This is a genomic window from Staphylococcus sp. OJ82 (assembly GCF_000294465.1).
Taxonomy (GTDB): Bacteria; Bacillota; Bacilli; order Staphylococcales; family Staphylococcaceae; genus Staphylococcus; species Staphylococcus equorum.
This window is the reverse complement of record NZ_ALPU01000011.1, coordinates 129,646-147,857: the sequence shown is the minus strand read 5'-3', so window position 1 is coordinate 147,857 and position 18,212 is coordinate 129,646. Positions and strand designations below refer to the sequence as shown.

The following is an 18,212-nucleotide window of genomic DNA, read 5'->3' as shown; positions in this document are numbered from 1 at the left end:
ATTAAATTTTTACTGGATAGGGGAATTTATCTAAATGAAAGCAGTCAATTGGAATACGCAAGAAGACATGACAAATATGTTTTGGCGACAAAATATTTCACAAATGTGGGTAGAAACAGAGTTTAAAGTATCAAAAGATATTGCTAGTTGGAAGACTTTATCTGACGCAGAAAAGAACGCCTTCAAAAAAGCTTTAGCAGGTTTAACAGGATTGGATACACATCAAGCAGATGACGGTATGCCGCTTATCATGTTACACACAACGGATTTACGTAAAAAAGCGGTCTATTCATTTATGGGTATGATGGAACAAGTCCATGCTAAAAGTTATTCACATATCTTTACAACGTTACTACCTTCCAGTGAAACGAACTATTTACTAGATAAATGGGTTTTAGAAGAACCACATTTAAAATACAAATCAGATAAAATTGTAAATAACTATCACAAACTTTGGGGTAAAGATGCATCTGTATATGATCAATATATGGCACGTGTATCAAGTGTATTTTTAGAAACATTCTTATTCTATTCTGGTTTCTATTATCCACTTTACCTTGCAGGACAAGGAAGAATGACAACATCGGGCGAGATTATACGTAAAATCTTATTAGATGAATCTATCCACGGTGTATTTACAGGTATGGATGCACAAAGTATGCGTAATGAACTGTCAGAAAGTGAAAAACAACAAGCAGATCAAGACATGTATAAGTTGTTAGATGACTTGTATAAAAACGAAGTAGCGTACACACATTCACTATATGATGAAGTAGGAATAGCAGAAGATGTACTAAATTATGTTAGATATAATGGTAATAAAGCATTAGCTAACTTAGGCTTTGATTCATACTTTGAAGAAAAAGAATTTAACCCAATTATTGAAAATGCGTTAGATACTTCAACGAAAAACCATGACTTTTTCTCAGTTAAAGGTGACGGTTATACGTTAGCGTTGAATGTTGAAGCATTAAAAGATGAAGACTTTGTATTTGAAGATTAAAATAAAATTGTTGCAGTTATGTAATTTGATTAAGTCTGTTTAAGACTGTCTCGACAACATGACGCTACAAGAAAATACTAGGAACAATGCTTCCTATTTTAAGAGCTGCTAGATTTTCCGAGGGGAGAATTTGGTGGCTTTTTATTTGGTGAAAAGTAATTTGAAAGGTCATTTTTTACATAATTTACGAATACTTTTACTAAAATGGCCTATTGCTATTGAATTTACCGCCAAAAATGTTAAAATTTTAATATAACTATTGATAATGATTATCAAAACCAATAGTGTTTATGAATTCATTGTACATCGAAAGGATTAGGTTACCTCATTATGAAATTCTTACTTAATGGTATTGTCCTATTTATCATTTTATTATTATTAACTATCCTTTCTCTATTTATTGGTGTCAGTAATGTTTCAATTACAGACATATTCCACTTATCTAAAGAGCAAATAAACATAATTGTATCTAGTAGGATTCCGAGAACGGTAAGTATATTAATTTCTGGAAGCACGTTGGCACTTGCGGGATTGATTATGCAACAAATGATGCAAAATAAATTTGTAAGTCCAACAACTGCAGGAACGATGGAGTGGGCTAAGTTAGGTATTTTATTATCGCTGATACTATTTCCAGAAGCAAATATTATTATTAAATTAATATTTGCGGTCACGCTAAGCATTGGTGGCACCTTCCTGTTTGTGAAATTAGTACAATTTATTCGATTTACTGATGTCATTTTTATCCCACTCTTAGGAATTATGCTCGGTGGTATCGTTTCTAGTTTCGCTACATTTATTGCCTTAAGAACGAATGCGGTGCAAAGTATCGGAAACTGGATGAATGGGAATTTTGCCATTATTACAAGCGGGAGATATGAAATATTATACTTAAGCATTCCTTTATTAGTACTTACATATATATTTGCGAATCAATTTACGATTGCAGGAATGGGGAAAGATTTTAGTAATAATCTAGGTGTTAATTATGAAAAAATAATTAACGTCGGTTTATTTATTACTGCAGCAATTACTGCTTTAGTAGTTGTAACAGTTGGAACACTTCCGTTTTTAGGTTTAATTGTTCCAAATATCGTTTCTATATTCAGAGGAGATCATTTAAAAAACGCATTGCCACATACAGCAATGCTAGGTGCTATTTTTGTAATGTTTTCAGATATAATCGGCAGAATTGTTGTGTATCCATATGAAATCAATATTGGATTAACAATTGGTGTTTTTGGCACTGTTATTTTTATAATCTTGCTGATGAAAGGACGACATAACTATGCAAACTAGCCCTAAAACAAAACTATCTATTTTATTTGCAGTAACAGTGGTAGCTGCAGCTCTTTACCTTGTAATAGGTATTGATTTTGATATTTTCCAGTATCAATTTTCTAGCCGATTAAGAAAACTGATACTGATGATATTAGTTGGAGCCGCAATCGCAGCTTCAGTAGTGATATTCCAAGCGATTACAAGTAACCGGTTACTAACACCTTCAATTATGGGACTTGATTCTGTATACATGTTTGTGAAGGTTCTAATCGTGTTTGCATTTGGCGTACAGTCTGTATTTGTTACTAACTTGTATCTCAGTTTTGCAATTTCATTATTAGTAATGATTGTTTTTTCATTACTTTTATTTCAAGGTATCTTCAGAATTGGTGATGTTTCTGTTTATTTCATCCTACTCGTAGGGGTTATACTCGGGACCTTTTTCAGAAGTATTACTGGATTTTTAGAATTAATAATAAACCCAGAAGATTTCTTGGCTGTACAAAGCTCCATGTTCGCAAACTTTGACGCATCTAATACTAAATTAGTAACGCTCTGTGGTGTTATATTAGTTATTCTCATTTTGATTACGATGCGGGCTGTACCATATTTAGATGTGCTTTTATTAGGAAAAGATCAAGCAATCAATTTAGGTATTTCATATAAAACGTTAACGAGATTATTGTTAATACTCGTTTCAGTGCTTGTATCTGTTTCAACAGCACTCGTTGGTCCGATTACATTTTTAGGATTATTAACTGTTAACTTAGCACATGAATTGATGAAGACATATGAACATAAATACATATTACCAGCAACTATTTTAATGAGTTGGCTAAGTCTATTCATAGCACAAGGTGTAGTAGAGAATTTATTCCAAGCAACGACGCAAGTAAGTATAATTATTGATTTAGTAGGTGGAAGTTACTTCATTTACTTATTAATAAAAAGGAGACATGCGAATTGATACGAGTACAAGGGCTTAATAAAAATATTCAAGATAAAGAAATCTTAAAAGATATTAATGTTGATATAAATAAAGGACGACTCACTTCTATGATTGGACCAAATGGCGCTGGGAAAAGTACATTGTTAGCCGCAATTACACGCCTAATGGACTTTGAAGATGGCTCTATAGAAATCGAAGGTAAATCAATTAGTGATTATAAAAGTAATGAATTAGCTAAAAAATTATCGATACTTAAACAATCTAATCATACCGAGCTCAATATTACGGTAGAGCAATTAGTCAATTTTGGACGATTTCCATACTCTAAAGGTCATCTCAAACAAGAAGATAAAGAACAAGTTGAATATGCATTGGAATTGTTACATCTTAAAGAGATTAGAAATCGCTATATTAAAACATTGTCAGGTGGGCAACGTCAACGTGCATATGTAGCCATGACAATTGCGCAAAATACAGATTATATCTTGTTAGATGAACCATTGAATAATCTTGATATGAAACATTCAGTTCAAATTATGCAAACATTACGACAACTCGCAAAAGATTTAAATAAAACTGTAATCGTTGTTATTCACGATATTAACTTCGCTTCATGTTATTCAGACGATATTATCGCGTTAAAAGACGGTGAAGTTGTCAAAGCAAGTACAAAAGATGAGGTTATTCAAACAGATACATTAAAAGCTTTATATGACATGGATGTAAGAATTGAAGAAATCCGCGGTCAACGCATTTGTGTGTATTTCGATGAGCTCACAGCAACTCAAGATTTAGAGCTCGCATACTCAATGTAATTCCATTCGTAACATTTGAAGGGAGTGATGCAACTGTAACGTGGTTATACTTTTTAAGGGCATAAAAGGAATACATCATTAGGAAAATCAGGAGGCGTAAGAAACATGAAAAAATTATCTTTATTATTAGTTGTAGGTTTAATGTTTTTATTAGTAGCATGTAGTAATGGTGGATCAGAGGATAAAAAATCATCTGATACAAAATCAGAAAGTGAAGGTTCAAATAAAACTGTAAAAGTTGAAAATAATTATAAGGCTAGTGGGGAAAAACGTGATGGCAGTGATGCTAAAACGGTTAAAGAAACAGTAGAAGTGCCTACAAACCCTGAAAAAGCAGTTGTTTTTGATTATGGTACATTAGATACATTGAAAGAATTAGGACTTGAAGATAAAGTTAAAGCACTTCCTAAAGGTGAAGGTGCTAAGTCACTACCTGATTTCTTAAGCGATTTTAAAGATGAAAAATACTTAAACACAGGAAGCCTAAAAGAAGTTAATTTCGATAAAGTTGCAGAAGCTAAACCAGATGTAATTTATATTTCTGGGCGTACAGCAAATCAAAAAAATCTAGATGAATTCAAAAAAGCAGCACCAGATGCAAAAGTTGTATATGTTGGCGCTGACGACAAAGACCAAGTGAATTCAATGAAGAAAAACACTGAAACATTAGGTAAAATTTATCAAAAAGAAGACGAAGCAAAATCACTTACTAAAAAATTAGATGATAAAATTGCTGGCATCAAAGAAAAAACAAAAGACTTAAAAGATGAAAAAGCATTATTCTTATTAGTTAACGAAGGTGAATTATCAACATACGGTGCTGGAGAACGATTCGGTGCAATGATTTTTGATACAATGGGCTTCACAGCTGCAGATGAAAATATTAAGAGTAGTAAACACGGTCAAAACGTAACGAATGAGTATATAGCAGAAAAAAATCCTAATATCATCTTTGCTATGGACCGTGGACAAGCAATTGCTGGTAAGTCAACAGCTGAACAAGCTTTAGGTAACGACGTTATCAAAAATGTAGATGCTATAAAAGAAAACAAAGTTTATGAATTAGATCCAAAACTTTGGTACTTCGCAAGTGGTTCTACAACTACATCAATTAAACAAATTGAAGAAGTAGAAAAAGCACTTGAAAAATAATATTTAAAAAGGATAATCGTGGGGGATACAATTCCTTTCAGAAAGTCGACAAAGCCATATGGCTTTGTCGACTTTTTATGTTTCATGAAGATAGTTTGGGGTGGCTTGGAACTTTAGATTAAACATTTTCTTTGTTATGCTAAAAATGAATTGGTTAAGTACGTGAAAATTCATTTTTAAAACTTGTATAATAAACTAAAGAAAAGGGTGAATGAAGTACATGATTTTAGATAATGTAAATCCAAGTGATTTATTTCCAACTGAGAAAAAGGGGCCAAGTGTATTAGGAACAATAGAATATTCAGTTCAAGGTTCTTCAGAATTTGAAGGTGCTTTTATTGCAACAAATGAACGTATTATTCTAAATGTTGATATGAATGGGGAATTTTATTACAGAAGTATTGCTTATAAAGAAGTAGAACAAATTAGTTACGATGGTGAAAAAATTGATTTTACTTTTAATATTGGACCAATGCCAATGAAGCAAATACAAAAAGGTGATGCAGAAGCCTTTGTACAATTTGTAAAAGAACAAATAAAATAGTATGAGAATTTTAAAATAAAGTACATAGTGCCAAGCCTTAAAGTTATTTTATATTTGTTTGCTTAGTTAAGCATGTACTTGAAAATCGGTATAAGTCTATTTTAAATATATAAAAAGGTACTAATCCATTAATTAACGGATTAGTACCTTTTTCAATTCATTATTAAGCATAACGCATGAAGTTTATATAGAAAAATAAAGATGGTAATGATATTTACAACGATTATTAAAGTGGCCATCACACTTAGGACAGGCTTCAATCATCATATATTCATTGATTGTCATTTCATGTCTACATACACCACATAAAATTGCTTTTTCATTAAATTCACTAGAATCCCATCTTTTTATAGCATGTGATTCATGTTCGTTATGACATTTATAGCATGGATAGTATTTACCGCAACACTTAAATTTAATTGCGATGATGTCTAATGGTGTTGGATAATGCGTGCAACGTGCTTCATTGTCTACAGTAGAACCATATATATTAACCATAATCAATTCTCCTAATTATCGTTTGGGTGTTCACCAATAATTCTAACTTCTCGATGTAGTTCAACATCAAATTTCTCTTTTACTACTTTTTGAACGTGGTGGATTAGATCTTCATAGTCTGTTGCGCTTCCATTGTCTACGTTCACCATAAAGCCAGCATGTTTCTTAGACACTTCGACGCCACCAATACGATGACCTTGTAGTTCAGCATCTTGAATCAATTTACCGGCAAAGTGGCCAGGAGGACGTTGAAACACACTACCACATGATGGATATTCTAAAGGTTGCTTAGATTCTCTTCTTTCCGTTAAATCATCCATTTTTTCTTGGATATCTTGTTTGTCACCAGGCATTAAAGTGAATGCTGCTTCGAGAACGACTAAATGTTCTTTTTGAACAATACTATTACGGTAATCTAACTCTAAATCTTTATTAGTTAATGTAATGAGTTCACCTTTATCATTTACACACAGCGCATAGTCAATGCAATCTTTGACTTCGCCGCCATATGCACCAGCATTCATAAAAACAGCGCCACCAATTGATCCTGGGATACCACAAGCAAACTCTAAGCCAGTTAGCGCATGGTCTCTAGCAGTACGAGATAAATCGATAATCGCTGCACCACTGCCTGAAATAATAGCATCATCTGAAACGTCTATATAATCTAGTGAGAGTAAGCTAATTACAATGCCTCTAATACCGCCCTCACGAATAATAATGTTTGAGCCATTGCCTAAATAAGTGACCGGGATATCATTTGTATATGCATAGTGAACGATAGATTGGACATGTTCATTTTGGGTAGGTGATAAATAATAGTCTGCTTGACCACCAGTTTCAGTATATGTATAACGTTTTAATGGTTCGTCTATTTTAATAATTTCTTTTGGAACAATTGCTTCTAATTCTTTTAAGATGTCATCTTTATGCAAGTCTAGAACATCCTTTCCTGTTGAATTCATTTTGTTTATTATACCAATGATTACCCGTCTTTGCTAAATAGTAAAGCAATTTATTAAAGGTTTTATAGTTTTATTCAAATTTTATGCTGTTGATTAAATTAATAAGTCATCATAAATCATTTTAATAATGACTTGTGGTCTGTTTGTTCAATGAATTGTTGAAATAACATTAGTTTGTGTTTTTCATAATCACGAATGGTTACGTTATGACTTGCTAAACGCTGTTTTTTTATTATTAAAATGCATAGCAATCATACTGTTTGAAGCCAGTAAATCATCCATCTCTAAATAATCAGTGTAGAGTGGCGTGTCTTTTTGAATAATATGTAGTCGTGTGATTTGTTTTAACTCAATAAGATTGTTAAATTGAGCCATGACTATTTTTTTCTTATATGGATGGTGTAATCGATATAAGCCTTCATAATTCAAACGCTTTTCGTCTAAAGAAGTCACGTCATGTAAATTATTTACCCCAACTAAAATATCTAATATAGGTTCAGTAGGATACATGAAGTGTCTTGTGCCTCCGATGTGATGTGTTGATTTGACAGGTTTATCTAATAAAATGAATAAAACATTTTTGAGATAATTATATCGCTAGGTGAAATGATTGTTATTATCTTCAGTTATAAATAATAGTCTGCGTGAATACATATAGGTTGACCACTCCTTTAAATGTTATTATATAACTGTTAAACTGTAAATTCTGAAACAATATATCATATATCATTTTCAAGTTAAATAAGTTTCTGTATAATATGGAATGATAAGGAGTTCAGAAATGAAAAAAATACTGTACATTGTTTTATTAGTTTGTTTTTCTATTTCACTAGCTGCTTGTAACAACGAAGGAGAAAACGAATTCAAAGATTTTGATAGTTCGTTAAATGACGTGAAAAATAAAGAAAAAGAACTAAGAAATGTTATGGATGACATACAATTAAAACGTTTAGATAATTTGAGTAAGACAGATATGACAGATAAAAACAAGAAAGCATTTAATGATTTGCAAAATGAATTAAATAGCAAATTGATTCCTAAACTAGAAGAATACGAAACAGCAGCAAAAAATTTACCAACGGGTTCAAATGAAACAAAAGAGCTTAAATCTACTTATTTAGATTCAGTAAAAAAGAAAAAATCAGCAATCAATGAATTGAAAACGTTTATTGATTTATGTAATCAATCGATTAAAGCAAATGAAGATATCTTAGAATACACAAAACTATTTGAGAAAAACAGATCACAAGTAGAGGACAATATACAAAAAGCTAGTACAGTTGGTAATAGTACAGATGTTACTAATTTCAAAAATAAATTAGAACAAAACAATAAAGACTTAAAAAACACTGCAGAAGAAGAGGCTGATTCTACAGATTCAAATGAAATAAAAAAATCTATTAAAGAGCAAATTATGCCATTAATTACTAAGCAAATTAGAGACTTGAATAAAGCTGAAATAACAGATGCCTATGTCAATGACGCTCGAAAAAATGCTATTGAGATGTATTATAGTTTGCAAAATTATTATGAAACAAGAGAAGAAACTATTGAAATTAGTGAGCAATTAGCGAAAATAGATTACAATAAGTTACCTCAAAAAGGTGAAGAACTAGAACAGTATGAAACTACTTTTAATAAGAATTATCAGCAAGCTAATGATAACTACAATTAATAGATGTATAAGTTAAGTTATAAGAATTTGAATAAACTGTTAACAATAAAAAGAGAATTGTGTATAATTGGAAACAATGATATGAGAATATCGTGGAACTTTCACACTTGGTGAGACTTAAGGTGTGTTAAATATTTTTAGAGGTGAATAGAATGGCTATAAAGCTGAGTTCGATTGACCAGTTTAAGCAAATTATTAAAGAAAACAAATATGCATTTGTATTGAAGCATAGTGAAACATGTCCGATTTCAGCAAATGCAATGGACCAATTCAACAAATTTTTATATGAAAGAGATATGGATGGTTACTACTTAATCGTACAACAAGAGAGAGATTTATCTAATTATATAGAAGAACAAACAGATGTGAAACACGAATCGCCACAAGCATTTTATTTTGTTGAGGGACAAGCAATTTGGAATGCAAGTCATGATAAAATTAATGTTGCTTCTTTGGCAAACGCTGAAGAGTAAAACAAATTTAATTACATTTAGAAACGCTTGTTAATCTTTTATCAACACTAAGAGATTAGCAAGCGTTTCTTTTAATGTGAAAAATTTCCTAATGGCATGTATAATAAATAAGTGAATGAGAAATATAGACTGCTATTTGGTAGTGAACGAATTTATAGAGCTAAACTTTATAATTTATAGCGTTGGTTATGAGTTAGAACGCTTAATTGCAAAGCAAGTGTGTTTTAAATGCTCGCATAGGGATATAAACCAACATATGTACTATTATAATAAATAAGTCTACAGAGGGAAGATGATTTTCTTAGAGTTATGTATAATCATCATAAAATAACAGTTATTAACAAAATAATTTGAGGTGACAAATATGAAAGTTTTAGTAGCGATGGATGAATTTAATGGTATTATATCTAGCTATCAAGCCAATCGTTATGTGGAAGAAGCGGTAGCTAGCCAAATAGAAAAAGCAGATATTGTTCAAGTGCCATTATTTAATGGTCGTCATGAACTTATGGATTCTGTCTTTTTATGGCAGTCAGGTACGAAATATAAAGTGCCAGCACATGATGCAGATATGAATGAGGTAGAAGCGGTTTATGGCATTACTGATAACCATATGACCATTATTGAAGGTAACTTGTTTTTAAAAGGGGACAAGCCAATCATTGAGCGTACAAGTTATGGTTTAGGCGAAATTGTGTTAGATGCATTAGATAATGATGCCGAACATATTATTATGTCGTTAGGTGGCATAGGCAGCTTTGACGGTGGTGCAAGTATGTTACAAGCACTTGGAGCTAAATTCTATGATGATGAGGCTCAAGAAGTGGATTTACGTCAAGGTAGTAAGATGTTGAAATATATACGTAAAATAGATATTTCTGGCATTCATCCACAATTGAAAAATGTACGTTTTCAGTTAATGTCTGATTTTGACAGTAAACTATATGGTAAAAATAGTGAAATTATGCAAACATATGAACTTTACGGAATGACACGTCAAGATGCTGCTGAAATAGACAACTTACTGTGGTATTTAAGTGAAATTTTCAAAAGTGAGCTAAAACTGACAATGGGTCCTGTTCAAAGAGGTGGCGCAGGTGGTGGTATTGCTGCAGCCTTAAATGTACTTTATGATGCCAAAATTATGACAAGCCACGAACTGGTCGATCAAATTACTCATTTAGATAATTTGATACAACAAGCGGATTTAATTATATTCGGTGAAGGTGTAAATGAAGCAGACCAAATCTTAGAAACAACAACAGTGCGTCTTGCAGAGTTAGCAACCAAACATAATAAACCATCTATTGCCATATGTGCAACAGATGACAAATTTGATTTGTTTGAATCAATGGGTGTTACTGCTACATTTAATACGTTTATAGAAATGCCTGAAAGCTTTACAGACTTCAAGATGGGTATTCAAATCAGACACTATACAGTACAAGCAATTAAATTATTGAAAACACAATTTGAAGTGTAAACAGATAGGTGTTAATCATTTTAAACACATGCTAAATAAACAACAGTAAGCAGACACAGAATGAATATAAGTATTTATGAGTAATAGAAAAAGCGTAGATTTCTCAAAGTGAGGAATCTACGCTTTTTTATTGAGCATGGATCTATATAACAAATTCATTTTACTTTTTATAAGTGTTTACGACTTCTTGCGCAATGCCAATAATAACATCTACAGCTTTTTCCATAACATCAATGGAAGCATATTCAAAAGGGCCGTGGAAGTTAGCGCAACCTGTAAAGATATTAGGGGTTGGTAGTCCCATATATGAAAGTTGAGACCCGTCTGTTCCACCACGAATAGGTGCTGTATTAGCAGGGATTTCTAACTTTTCAAAGACACGTTTAGGTATATCAATTACATGTGGGTTTGGTTCGATTTTTTCACCCATATTATAGTATTGATCATTGATTTCGATTTCTATTGGTGCATCAGTATAATGCGTATTAATATCATTTTTAATCTCAACAAGACGCTTCTTACGTAATTCAAAATGATTTCTATCATGATCACGAATAATATAGTGTAATGTCGTTTTTTCAACATCACCGTTCATTTTCATTAAATGATAGAAACCTTCGTAATCTTCTGTTCTTTCGGGTACTTCATTTTGTGGTAATAATGAATTGAATTGTTGACCCAAGAGAATAGCGTTAATCATAGCATTTTTAGCAGAACCAGGATGTACATTGACACCGTGACACGTAACGATTGCTTCTGCTGCGTTGAAACTTTCATATTGTAATTCGCCCAATTCACTACCATCCATAGTGTAGGCGAAATCCGCATTAAAGCGCTCAACATCAAAGGCATGAGGACCTCTGCCAATTTCTTCATCTGGCGTAAAAGCAATACGAATAGGTCCATGTTTGACTTCTGGATGTTCTGTTAAATACTTCATTGCTTCCATGATTTCAACGACACCAGCTTTGTCATCAGCACCTAATAGTGATGTGCCATCTGTGACCATTAACGTATGACCTTCTACGTGTTTCATAGCAGGAAATACATCTTGGCTCAATATACGACTCGTTTCACCTAATTTGATAGGTTGGCCATCATAATTTTCTATAATTTGTGGATTTACCTTTGATGCATTGAAATCAGGCGAAGTATCAACATGTGCCAAAAAGCCAACAGTAGGTAAAACTTCGCCAACATTACTTTCTAATGTTGCGAATAAATAACCTTGTTCATCAATGTCAGTTTCTAAACCTAAATCCGTTAATTCGTCATTTAACAAATTTAGTAAATCCCATTGCTTCTCAGTAGAAGGCGTAGTATTAGACTCTGGATCAGATTGTGTATCTATTGTTACATATCTTGTTAATCTATCAATTATATCAGTTTTCAAAAAAACACCCCTTAAGCTCTATTGTTCATATTGTAAGATTTTTTATATGTTTTACCATTCATTCTACCATAATGTTGTTTAATCCGTGTATTGAGATGATAGATGATTTCTGCACATAGAATACCAAAAGCAATCGCGCCTGAAATCAACGTGACTTCAAGAAATGTATTTGTAGCGAGTGTATATTGATTACTAACTAAATAACGCGTCGCTTCATATGCTAAACCACCTGGTACTAATGGGATAATTCCTGGAACAATAAAGATAATAACAGGTCGTTTGTAACGTCTACTCATTACGTGACTCATAATTGCTAAAATAAAGCTTCCTAAAAATGAAGCCATTACTTTACCGAAATCCAAGTCCACAGTAAGTTTGAAGATAATCCAGCCCATTGCGCCAACGAAACCACAAGCTAAAAGGAGTCGACGTGGTGCGTTAAAGATAATCGAAAAAAGCATTGTTGCTAAAAAGCTGACAATAAATTGTAAAACATAATAGCCGATGAGCATATAAGCACTCCTTTTTAAAATATTAATAAAACAATGGCAACGCCGGCACCAATTGCAAATGCTGTGAGAGCTGCTTCAACGCCACGAGACATACCAGCAATCAATTCTCCAGCCATTAAATCACGAATAGCATTGGTGATTAATATTCCTGGTACAAGAGGCATGACGCCAGCTATGGTTATAAAGTCTTGGTTTTCTGCCAGACCTAATTTAGTGAATGTGGCGGCGACCGTTATAACAACTACTGCACTAAGGAATTCTGAAAAGAATTTAATTTGAATATAGCGTTGTACAAAATCAAAAGTTAAAAACGCACCAGCTCCGGCAATAATTGCGAAAAAGAAGTCGTTAATTCCGCCGCCAAACATGATTAAGAAGAATCCACATGCGACTGCTGCTGCGAAGAATTTTGTAATAGATGAAAATTGTAAAGATGCGTGATGCAAATGTATGAGCTCTGATTTTGCCTCGTCTATATCTAATTGATTATTTGAAATTTTACGCGATAAACTATTGGTTAAGGCGATCTTTTCTAAATCAGTCGTTCTTTCACGAATACGTACGAGTCGTGTGTTCGTACGATCATTAAGGGAAAAAATAATTGCTGTAGAAGTTACAAAGCTATATGTATCATCTAAACCATAATTGGCAGCAATTCGTGTCATCGTATCCTCGACACGATAGGTTTCAGCGCCACTTTCTAGCAAAATTCTTCCCGCAATAAGTACGACGTCAATCACTTTGTTTTCATCGATGATAGTGATTGTATCTGACATAGTTGGTCACCTCCTGAAATGATTTTATAACAATTGAAAGTTTACAGCGTACAACAGTAACTTTCAATAATGATTCATACTATGTTATTAATTTTTGAACTTTCATTATATATTGTAACAAACATAATTTTGCAATTGTTGTTTTTAAGTTAAAAAAATAACAATTGAAATATGCGCTTGAATCTAGATTTTAATTTTAACATATAGATTCTTTGAGTGTTGACTGTGTCTGTTTTAGACGTATTTATTTTTTTGAAATTGAAGATAAATTAAATAATTTGAAACGTCTCTACAAAAAGCGAGCACAAAAAAAGAGTGGGTGTATGAAATCAAAGATTGAACCTTGATTTCATACATCCACTCCCAGTTTGAACAGTGTTAAATTTGGTAATATTTTTATAATTTAACAATTGGATTAAACATAACTTGATTACGGCCTTCATTTTTTGCCATATGCAGCATGTCATCCGCAATTTTGAATACTTTACGTTGAGATTTGTAATCTTCTTGAGTTAAGTAACCTACACCAATGGATACAGATAATTTGATGACTTCTTTATTAGGCATATGGAAAGTAGATTGTTCAACCCCTGCACGAATATTTTCACTAAGTTTTACACATTGATCTAAAGTATAATCGTATAAAACAATTGAAAATTCTTCGCCGCCATTACGATAAATACTAAATTGTTGAGGTACATAATTTTTTAATAGTTGAGCTACTTGTCTAAGCACGGCATCGCCAGATTTATGTGAAAATTTATCATTTACATCTTTGAAACCATCTATATCAATAAGCAATAATCCTAAGCTCTCATTGTTTTCTTCAGCGATACGCGTCGTTTCATTTAGATGTCTGTCAAATTCTTTAACATTTCCCAAGCCAGTTAAATAGTCCAGTTTATCTTCATTTTCATAACGATTAACTAATGAGAAAAAATGCCAAATATCAACAAATGTGATAGAAGAAGTAATCGTTAAAATAAAGGATAAGGGTATTAAGAACAACACTTCTGTTAATTCATAATAAGGGCTAATAAGTGATAAAATAACCAAAATAACTAATGTAATTGCATTTAGGATTTGTAATGAAACAATGTCGCTTTGTTTTAAGAATGGTCCAACTGCACCGACTACGATGGCTATAACAATGAGAATCGTAGCAATAATAATAGTGAAATCACCAATTAGCACATTGACTACAGAGACAATGACTGCGGCTAGAACGGTGTATACCATATTTGTGTATCTACCTAAGAATAAAATAGGCACAAATGATAAATAGAGTGCGTATTCATTGAATAGTGGCACTGGATAGGCGGATAGTAAAAGTGCTACTATCGTCATTAAAATAGTGACGTATTCTTTTGAAAACACCATGTTTTTATTTTCTGAATACTGTAAGCGATGGAATAAGTAAATTCCTGCCACAATAACAGAGATATTGTAGATAATAGCTTCAAACATTTAACGTTACACTCCTTTGAATAAACACTTAGTTATTGTAAGTGAAAACTTACATTTTGTCATCACTATAGAAATAGAAATTTATAACATTCACTTAATATTCATGTTAAAATATTTGTCTGAGTGATTATATAAAAATCACTTAGTTTATAATTAAAAATCAAAACGAATTCGTTTATAGAATATTAATTATCTCATTACTATTTGTATAAGTAAAAGCGTATGAGGTATTATGGTATTAAGTGCATAAATATTTAGATATGGTAGGTGTGCAATTTATTAGAGTTGCATCAACATCACAGACCATTTTATAGGTAATATAAATTTGCAGTTTAAAGTTAAAATTATTTTCAATGTAACGACTTTGAAATTCAAAATAATCAAGAATTATATTAATGAAGGTGAACTGATGTATACATTATTATTAATCATTTTTTCAATGATTGTCAGTTTAATACTAACACCAATAATTATAAAGGTTTCTCATAAACTAGGCATTGTAGATAAGCCGAATTTTAGAAAAGTACATACAAAACCCGTTTCTGTATTAGGCGGAACTGTAATACTTTTTGCGTTTCTATTAGGGATATGGCTAGGACATCCGATAGAAACCGAAGTTAAACCGCTTGTTATTGGATCAGTATTAATCTATTTGGTGGGACTTGTAGATGATATCTATGATTTGAAACCAGTTATAAAATTAATTGGCCAAGTAATTGCAGCACTCGTCGTTGTCTATTATGGAGTGACGATTGATTTTATCTCCTTACCAATTGGGCCTACGATACATTTTGGCGTATTTGGGATCCCTATCACAGTGATTTGGATTGTAGCCATCACTAATGCAATTAACTTGATCGATGGATTAGATGGATTAGCGTCTGGTGTATCGATGATTGCCTTAATGACAATTGGCTTTATAGCAATATTACAAGCAAATATTTTTATTATGATGATTTGCAGTGTCTTAATAGGTGCGCTTTTAGGATTCTTATTCTTCAATTTCCATCCAGCTAAAATATTTTTAGGTGATAGTGGTGCATTACTTGTAGGATTTATTGTAGGATTCCTATCATTACTCGGATTTAAGAATATAACTTTCATTTCACTATTCTTCCCAATTGTTATCTTAGCAGTGCCGTTTATTGATACGTTGTTTGCGATGATACGTCGAGTGAAGAAAGGTCAGCATATTATGCAGGCAGATAAATCGCATTTACATCATAAATTATTAGAATTAGGTTATTCACATCGCCAGACTGTAGTACTTATATATTCTATAGCATTACTATTTAGTCTTGCTAGTATTATATTATATTTGTCTCAACCATGGGGTGTACTCATGATGCTCATTCTTATTTTAGTTACAATTGAGCTTATTGTAGAATTTACTGGTCTCATTGATGATGATTACAGACCTTTAATGAAATTAATTGAAAACAAACAACAGAACAAAGACGATGAACATCATTAATAAAGAGGCTTCCAAGACGGAGGCCTCTTTATTTTATACTCACATACGTATAATTTGGATTTTAAGATTAGGAAGTAGGAATATCGAAAGGTAAGCGTACCACTTCATTTTCTATTAAATCGTAATTCCCTGAAGTGTTACGATTTAAAAAATCTATAAATTGATCGTAGTCTGTTTTAACAACATCAATGTAATAACTTACTTTATCGGTATAATTTGTTTCGCGTAATAAGTAAGGTGTGCTCGCGAGTTCATATTCAAACTTACCCGTTAAATCATAAGCAATGGTAACCGTTGTAGGTATAGCAGGACGCATAGCAACTCTACCAATATCATAAATTACATCTCGTACTGCACCACTATACGCACGTATTAATCCGCCACCACCTAATTTAATACCACCAAAGTAGCGTGTAACAACCACGGCAGCATTATGTATCTCTAATTTCTTTAAAATATCGAGCATAGGAACTCCCGCTGTGCCACTTGGTTCGCCATCGTCGTTTGCTTTTTGGATATTCATTTGGTCTCCAATCGTATATGCTGAACAATTATGAGTTGCTTCTCGGTGTTCAGATTTCACTGCGTCGATAAAAGCTTTAGCTGCATCTTCAGATTCAACAGGTTTAATGTGCGCTATAAAACGTGATTTACTGATTATATTTTCAATTGTATGTTCTTGTTTAACTGTGATTATTGCATCATCCATTTATCGTCACCTCATCTTTGTATAGTCAGACAATCATTTATGTATGTTTTAAAAATTCATTAATTACACATATTATACACTGTATTGTATTATAGATTAAATACAAAAATAAATTTTCTTTTTACTTAAAATAGGGTATCATAGTTGTGAGTATAATTGAGGAGGATTAAGATGAAGATTGCTGTCTTGACAGATTCAACGAGCTATCTATCTCAAACACTAATAGAAAAATATAATATAAGAATCGCGCCGCTAAGCGTAACTTTCGATAACGGTGAAAACTTTGTGGAAAATGCAACAATATCAACGGAAGCATTTTATAAAAGAATGGAAACTTCAAATACAATTCCTACGACGAGTCAACCTGCCATTGGAGAGTTTATAAAACATTTTAAAGAACTCCGAGAGGAAGGTTATACAGATGTCATATCTGTTTTTATATCATCTGGAATTAGTGGCAGTTATCAAACAGCTACGCAAGCAGGAAAAATGGTGGAAGGAATCAATGTGCATACATTTGATTCAAAATTAGCTGCGATGGTAGAAGGTGGTTATGTACTACTTGCAGTTGAAATGATAGAACAAGGATATGAGCCCCAAGATATTATTAAAGAGCTTGAAGCTATGCGTGAAGTGACTGGTGCAATCTTAATGGTAGATGATTTGAAAAATCTACAGAAAAGTGGTCGTATCACCGGAGCGCAAGCATGGGTAGGTACAATGTTGAAAATGAAACCTGTTTTAACATTTGATGACGGCAAAATTGTACCAGAAGCAAAAGTCCGTACTAAAAAACGTGCACTCAATGAAATAATTAATAAAGTTACCGCTCAAGTGAAAGATTATGATGGAGTAACATTATATATTATTGAGGGAGATAAACCAGAAGATGCAGATTGGATGGAAAAGGAATTACACGAAAAATATCCACAATATAATCTTCACCGATCTAAGTTAGGACCTGTTATTGCAGCGCACTTAGGTTCTGGTGGTATGGGACTAGGATTTACAGGGAGAAACATACGTTTATCATAAATATTAAC

General features: G+C 32.5%; 18 protein-coding genes and 1 pseudogene. 11 read left to right on the top strand and 8 right to left on the bottom strand.

Annotated features, from left to right (window positions below):
* Window positions 1–34: 34 nt before the first annotated feature.
* The 6 genes from nrdF (at window position 35) to SOJ_RS11575 (ending at window position 5,744) form a co-directional block, all read left to right on the top strand.
* Entirely contained in the window at window positions 35–1,003 is a 969-nt protein-coding gene (nrdF, locus tag SOJ_RS11600; protein WP_002508300.1) for a class 1b ribonucleoside-diphosphate reductase subunit beta, read from the top strand.
* A 330-nt stretch (window positions 1,004–1,333) separates the two neighbouring features.
* Window positions 1,334–2,302: an ABC transporter permease gene (locus SOJ_RS11595; protein ID WP_002512098.1), complete on the top strand. Its 969-nt coding sequence runs from the start codon at window positions 1,334–1,336 to the stop codon at window positions 2,300–2,302.
* Window positions 2,292–3,251, top strand: a complete 960-nt coding sequence (locus SOJ_RS11590) for an iron chelate uptake ABC transporter family permease subunit (RefSeq protein WP_002508297.1) — start codon at window positions 2,292–2,294, stop codon at window positions 3,249–3,251. The genes SOJ_RS11595 and SOJ_RS11590 overlap by 11 nt, the downstream gene beginning before the upstream one ends.
* Entirely contained in the window at window positions 3,248–4,048 is an 801-nt protein-coding gene (locus SOJ_RS11585; RefSeq protein ID WP_002508296.1) for an iron ABC transporter ATP-binding protein, read from the top strand. The genes SOJ_RS11590 and SOJ_RS11585 overlap by 4 nt, the downstream gene beginning before the upstream one ends.
* A gap of 105 nt (window positions 4,049–4,153) precedes the next feature.
* Window positions 4,154–5,200 (top strand): ferrated catecholamine ABC transporter substrate-binding lipoprotein SstD, encoded by a 1,047-nt coding sequence (locus SOJ_RS11580; protein WP_002508295.1) that lies wholly within the window; start codon window positions 4,154–4,156, stop codon window positions 5,198–5,200.
* 220 nt (window positions 5,201–5,420) lie between these two features.
* Window positions 5,421–5,744: a PH domain-containing protein gene (locus SOJ_RS11575; RefSeq protein WP_002508294.1), complete on the top strand. Its 324-nt coding sequence runs from the start codon at window positions 5,421–5,423 to the stop codon at window positions 5,742–5,744.
* A gap of 183 nt (window positions 5,745–5,927) precedes the next feature.
* On the opposite strand, the gene SOJ_RS11570 is transcribed toward SOJ_RS11575, so the two are convergent.
* The 3 genes and pseudogenes from SOJ_RS11570 to SOJ_RS11560 all read right to left on the bottom strand — a co-directional run bounded on the left by SOJ_RS11570 (window position 5,928) and on the right by SOJ_RS11560 (window position 7,861).
* A complete protein-coding gene (locus SOJ_RS11570) occupies window positions 5,928–6,242 on the bottom strand; it encodes a CHY zinc finger protein (RefSeq protein WP_002508293.1) in 315 nt (104 codons plus the stop codon).
* Between the two features lie 11 nt (window positions 6,243–6,253).
* Complete coding sequence (gene murB / locus SOJ_RS11565) at window positions 6,254–7,207, bottom strand: UDP-N-acetylmuramate dehydrogenase (RefSeq protein ID WP_443255804.1); 954 nt, start codon at window positions 7,205–7,207, stop codon at window positions 6,254–6,256.
* 116 nt (window positions 7,208–7,323) lie between these two features.
* Window positions 7,324–7,861, bottom strand: a pseudogene (locus SOJ_RS11560) (GrpB family protein).
* Between the two features lie 127 nt (window positions 7,862–7,988).
* Between SOJ_RS11560 and SOJ_RS11555 the strand changes: the two are divergent.
* The 3 genes from SOJ_RS11555 to SOJ_RS11545 all read left to right on the top strand — a co-directional run bounded on the left by SOJ_RS11555 (window position 7,989) and on the right by SOJ_RS11545 (window position 10,838).
* Complete coding sequence (locus SOJ_RS11555) at window positions 7,989–8,882, top strand: EMYY motif lipoprotein (RefSeq protein ID WP_002508290.1); 894 nt, start codon at window positions 7,989–7,991, stop codon at window positions 8,880–8,882.
* A gap of 152 nt (window positions 8,883–9,034) precedes the next feature.
* Window positions 9,035–9,355, top strand: a complete 321-nt coding sequence (ytxJ, locus tag SOJ_RS11550; protein ID WP_002508289.1) for a bacillithiol system redox-active protein YtxJ — start codon at window positions 9,035–9,037, stop codon at window positions 9,353–9,355.
* A 364-nt stretch (window positions 9,356–9,719) separates the two neighbouring features.
* Window positions 9,720–10,838: a glycerate kinase gene (locus SOJ_RS11545; protein ID WP_002508288.1), complete on the top strand. Its 1,119-nt coding sequence runs from the start codon at window positions 9,720–9,722 to the stop codon at window positions 10,836–10,838.
* 160 nt (window positions 10,839–10,998) lie between these two features.
* On the opposite strand, the gene pepT is transcribed toward SOJ_RS11545, so the two are convergent.
* The 4 genes from pepT to gdpS form a co-directional block, all read right to left on the bottom strand.
* Window positions 10,999–12,231: a peptidase T gene (gene pepT, locus SOJ_RS11540; RefSeq protein WP_002508287.1), complete on the bottom strand. Its 1,233-nt coding sequence runs from the start codon at window positions 12,229–12,231 to the stop codon at window positions 10,999–11,001.
* Window positions 12,232–12,242: 11 nt separating this feature from the next.
* Entirely contained in the window at window positions 12,243–12,743 is a 501-nt protein-coding gene (locus SOJ_RS11535) for a threonine/serine exporter family protein (protein WP_002508286.1), read from the bottom strand.
* A gap of 14 nt (window positions 12,744–12,757) precedes the next feature.
* Entirely contained in the window at window positions 12,758–13,519 is a 762-nt protein-coding gene (locus SOJ_RS11530) for a threonine/serine exporter family protein (RefSeq protein ID WP_002508285.1), read from the bottom strand.
* A gap of 396 nt (window positions 13,520–13,915) precedes the next feature.
* Window positions 13,916–14,986, bottom strand: a complete 1,071-nt coding sequence (gdpS, locus tag SOJ_RS11525; RefSeq protein WP_002508284.1) for a GGDEF domain-containing protein GdpS — start codon at window positions 14,984–14,986, stop codon at window positions 13,916–13,918.
* Between the two features lie 409 nt (window positions 14,987–15,395).
* Between gdpS and SOJ_RS11520 the strand changes: the two genes are divergently transcribed.
* Complete coding sequence (locus tag SOJ_RS11520; protein ID WP_002508283.1) at window positions 15,396–16,460, top strand: glycosyltransferase family 4 protein; 1,065 nt, start codon at window positions 15,396–15,398, stop codon at window positions 16,458–16,460.
* Between the two features lie 67 nt (window positions 16,461–16,527).
* Here the strand turns inward: SOJ_RS11520 and SOJ_RS11515 are convergent, their stop codons facing one another.
* On the bottom strand, window positions 16,528–17,169 hold the full coding sequence (locus tag SOJ_RS11515; RefSeq protein ID WP_002508282.1) for a YigZ family protein: 642 nt from the start codon (window positions 17,167–17,169) through the stop codon (window positions 16,528–16,530).
* A 171-nt stretch (window positions 17,170–17,340) separates the two neighbouring features.
* On the opposite strand from SOJ_RS11515, the gene fakB1 reads away from it, so the two are divergent.
* Window positions 17,341–18,204: a fatty acid kinase binding subunit FakB1 gene (gene fakB1 / locus SOJ_RS11510; RefSeq protein ID WP_002508281.1), complete on the top strand. Its 864-nt coding sequence runs from the start codon at window positions 17,341–17,343 to the stop codon at window positions 18,202–18,204.
* Window positions 18,205–18,212 lie beyond the last annotated feature (8 nt).

Bases quoted from the DNA above. Each gene is read 5' to 3' on its own strand.
- nrdF (WP_002508300.1), top strand. From the start codon at position 35: ATGAAAGCAGTCAATTGGAATACGCAAGAAGACATGACAAATATGTTT.
- SOJ_RS11595 (WP_002512098.1), top strand. From the start codon at position 1,334: ATGAAATTCTTACTTAATGGTATTGTCCTATTTATCATTTTATTATTA.
- SOJ_RS11590 (WP_002508297.1), top strand. From the start codon at position 2,292: ATGCAAACTAGCCCTAAAACAAAACTATCTATTTTATTTGCAGTAACA.
- SOJ_RS11580 (WP_002508295.1), top strand. From the start codon at position 4,154: ATGAAAAAATTATCTTTATTATTAGTTGTAGGTTTAATGTTTTTATTA.
- SOJ_RS11575 (WP_002508294.1), top strand. From the start codon at position 5,421: ATGATTTTAGATAATGTAAATCCAAGTGATTTATTTCCAACTGAGAAA.
- SOJ_RS11570 (WP_002508293.1), bottom strand. From the start codon at position 6,242: ATGGTTAATATATATGGTTCTACTGTAGACAATGAAGCACGTTGCACG.
- murB (WP_443255804.1), bottom strand. From the start codon at position 7,207: ATGAATTCAACAGGAAAGGATGTTCTAGACTTGCATAAAGATGACATC.
- SOJ_RS11555 (WP_002508290.1), top strand. From the start codon at position 7,989: ATGAAAAAAATACTGTACATTGTTTTATTAGTTTGTTTTTCTATTTCA.
- ytxJ (WP_002508289.1), top strand. From the start codon at position 9,035: ATGGCTATAAAGCTGAGTTCGATTGACCAGTTTAAGCAAATTATTAAA.
- SOJ_RS11545 (WP_002508288.1), top strand. From the start codon at position 9,720: ATGAAAGTTTTAGTAGCGATGGATGAATTTAATGGTATTATATCTAGC.
- SOJ_RS11535 (WP_002508286.1), bottom strand. From the start codon at position 12,743: ATGCTCATCGGCTATTATGTTTTACAATTTATTGTCAGCTTTTTAGCA.
- SOJ_RS11530 (WP_002508285.1), bottom strand. From the start codon at position 13,519: ATGTCAGATACAATCACTATCATCGATGAAAACAAAGTGATTGACGTC.
- gdpS (WP_002508284.1), bottom strand. From the start codon at position 14,986: ATGTTTGAAGCTATTATCTACAATATCTCTGTTATTGTGGCAGGAATT.
- SOJ_RS11520 (WP_002508283.1), top strand. From the start codon at position 15,396: ATGTATACATTATTATTAATCATTTTTTCAATGATTGTCAGTTTAATA.
- SOJ_RS11515 (WP_002508282.1), bottom strand. From the start codon at position 17,169: ATGGATGATGCAATAATCACAGTTAAACAAGAACATACAATTGAAAAT.
- fakB1 (WP_002508281.1), top strand. From the start codon at position 17,341: ATGAAGATTGCTGTCTTGACAGATTCAACGAGCTATCTATCTCAAACA.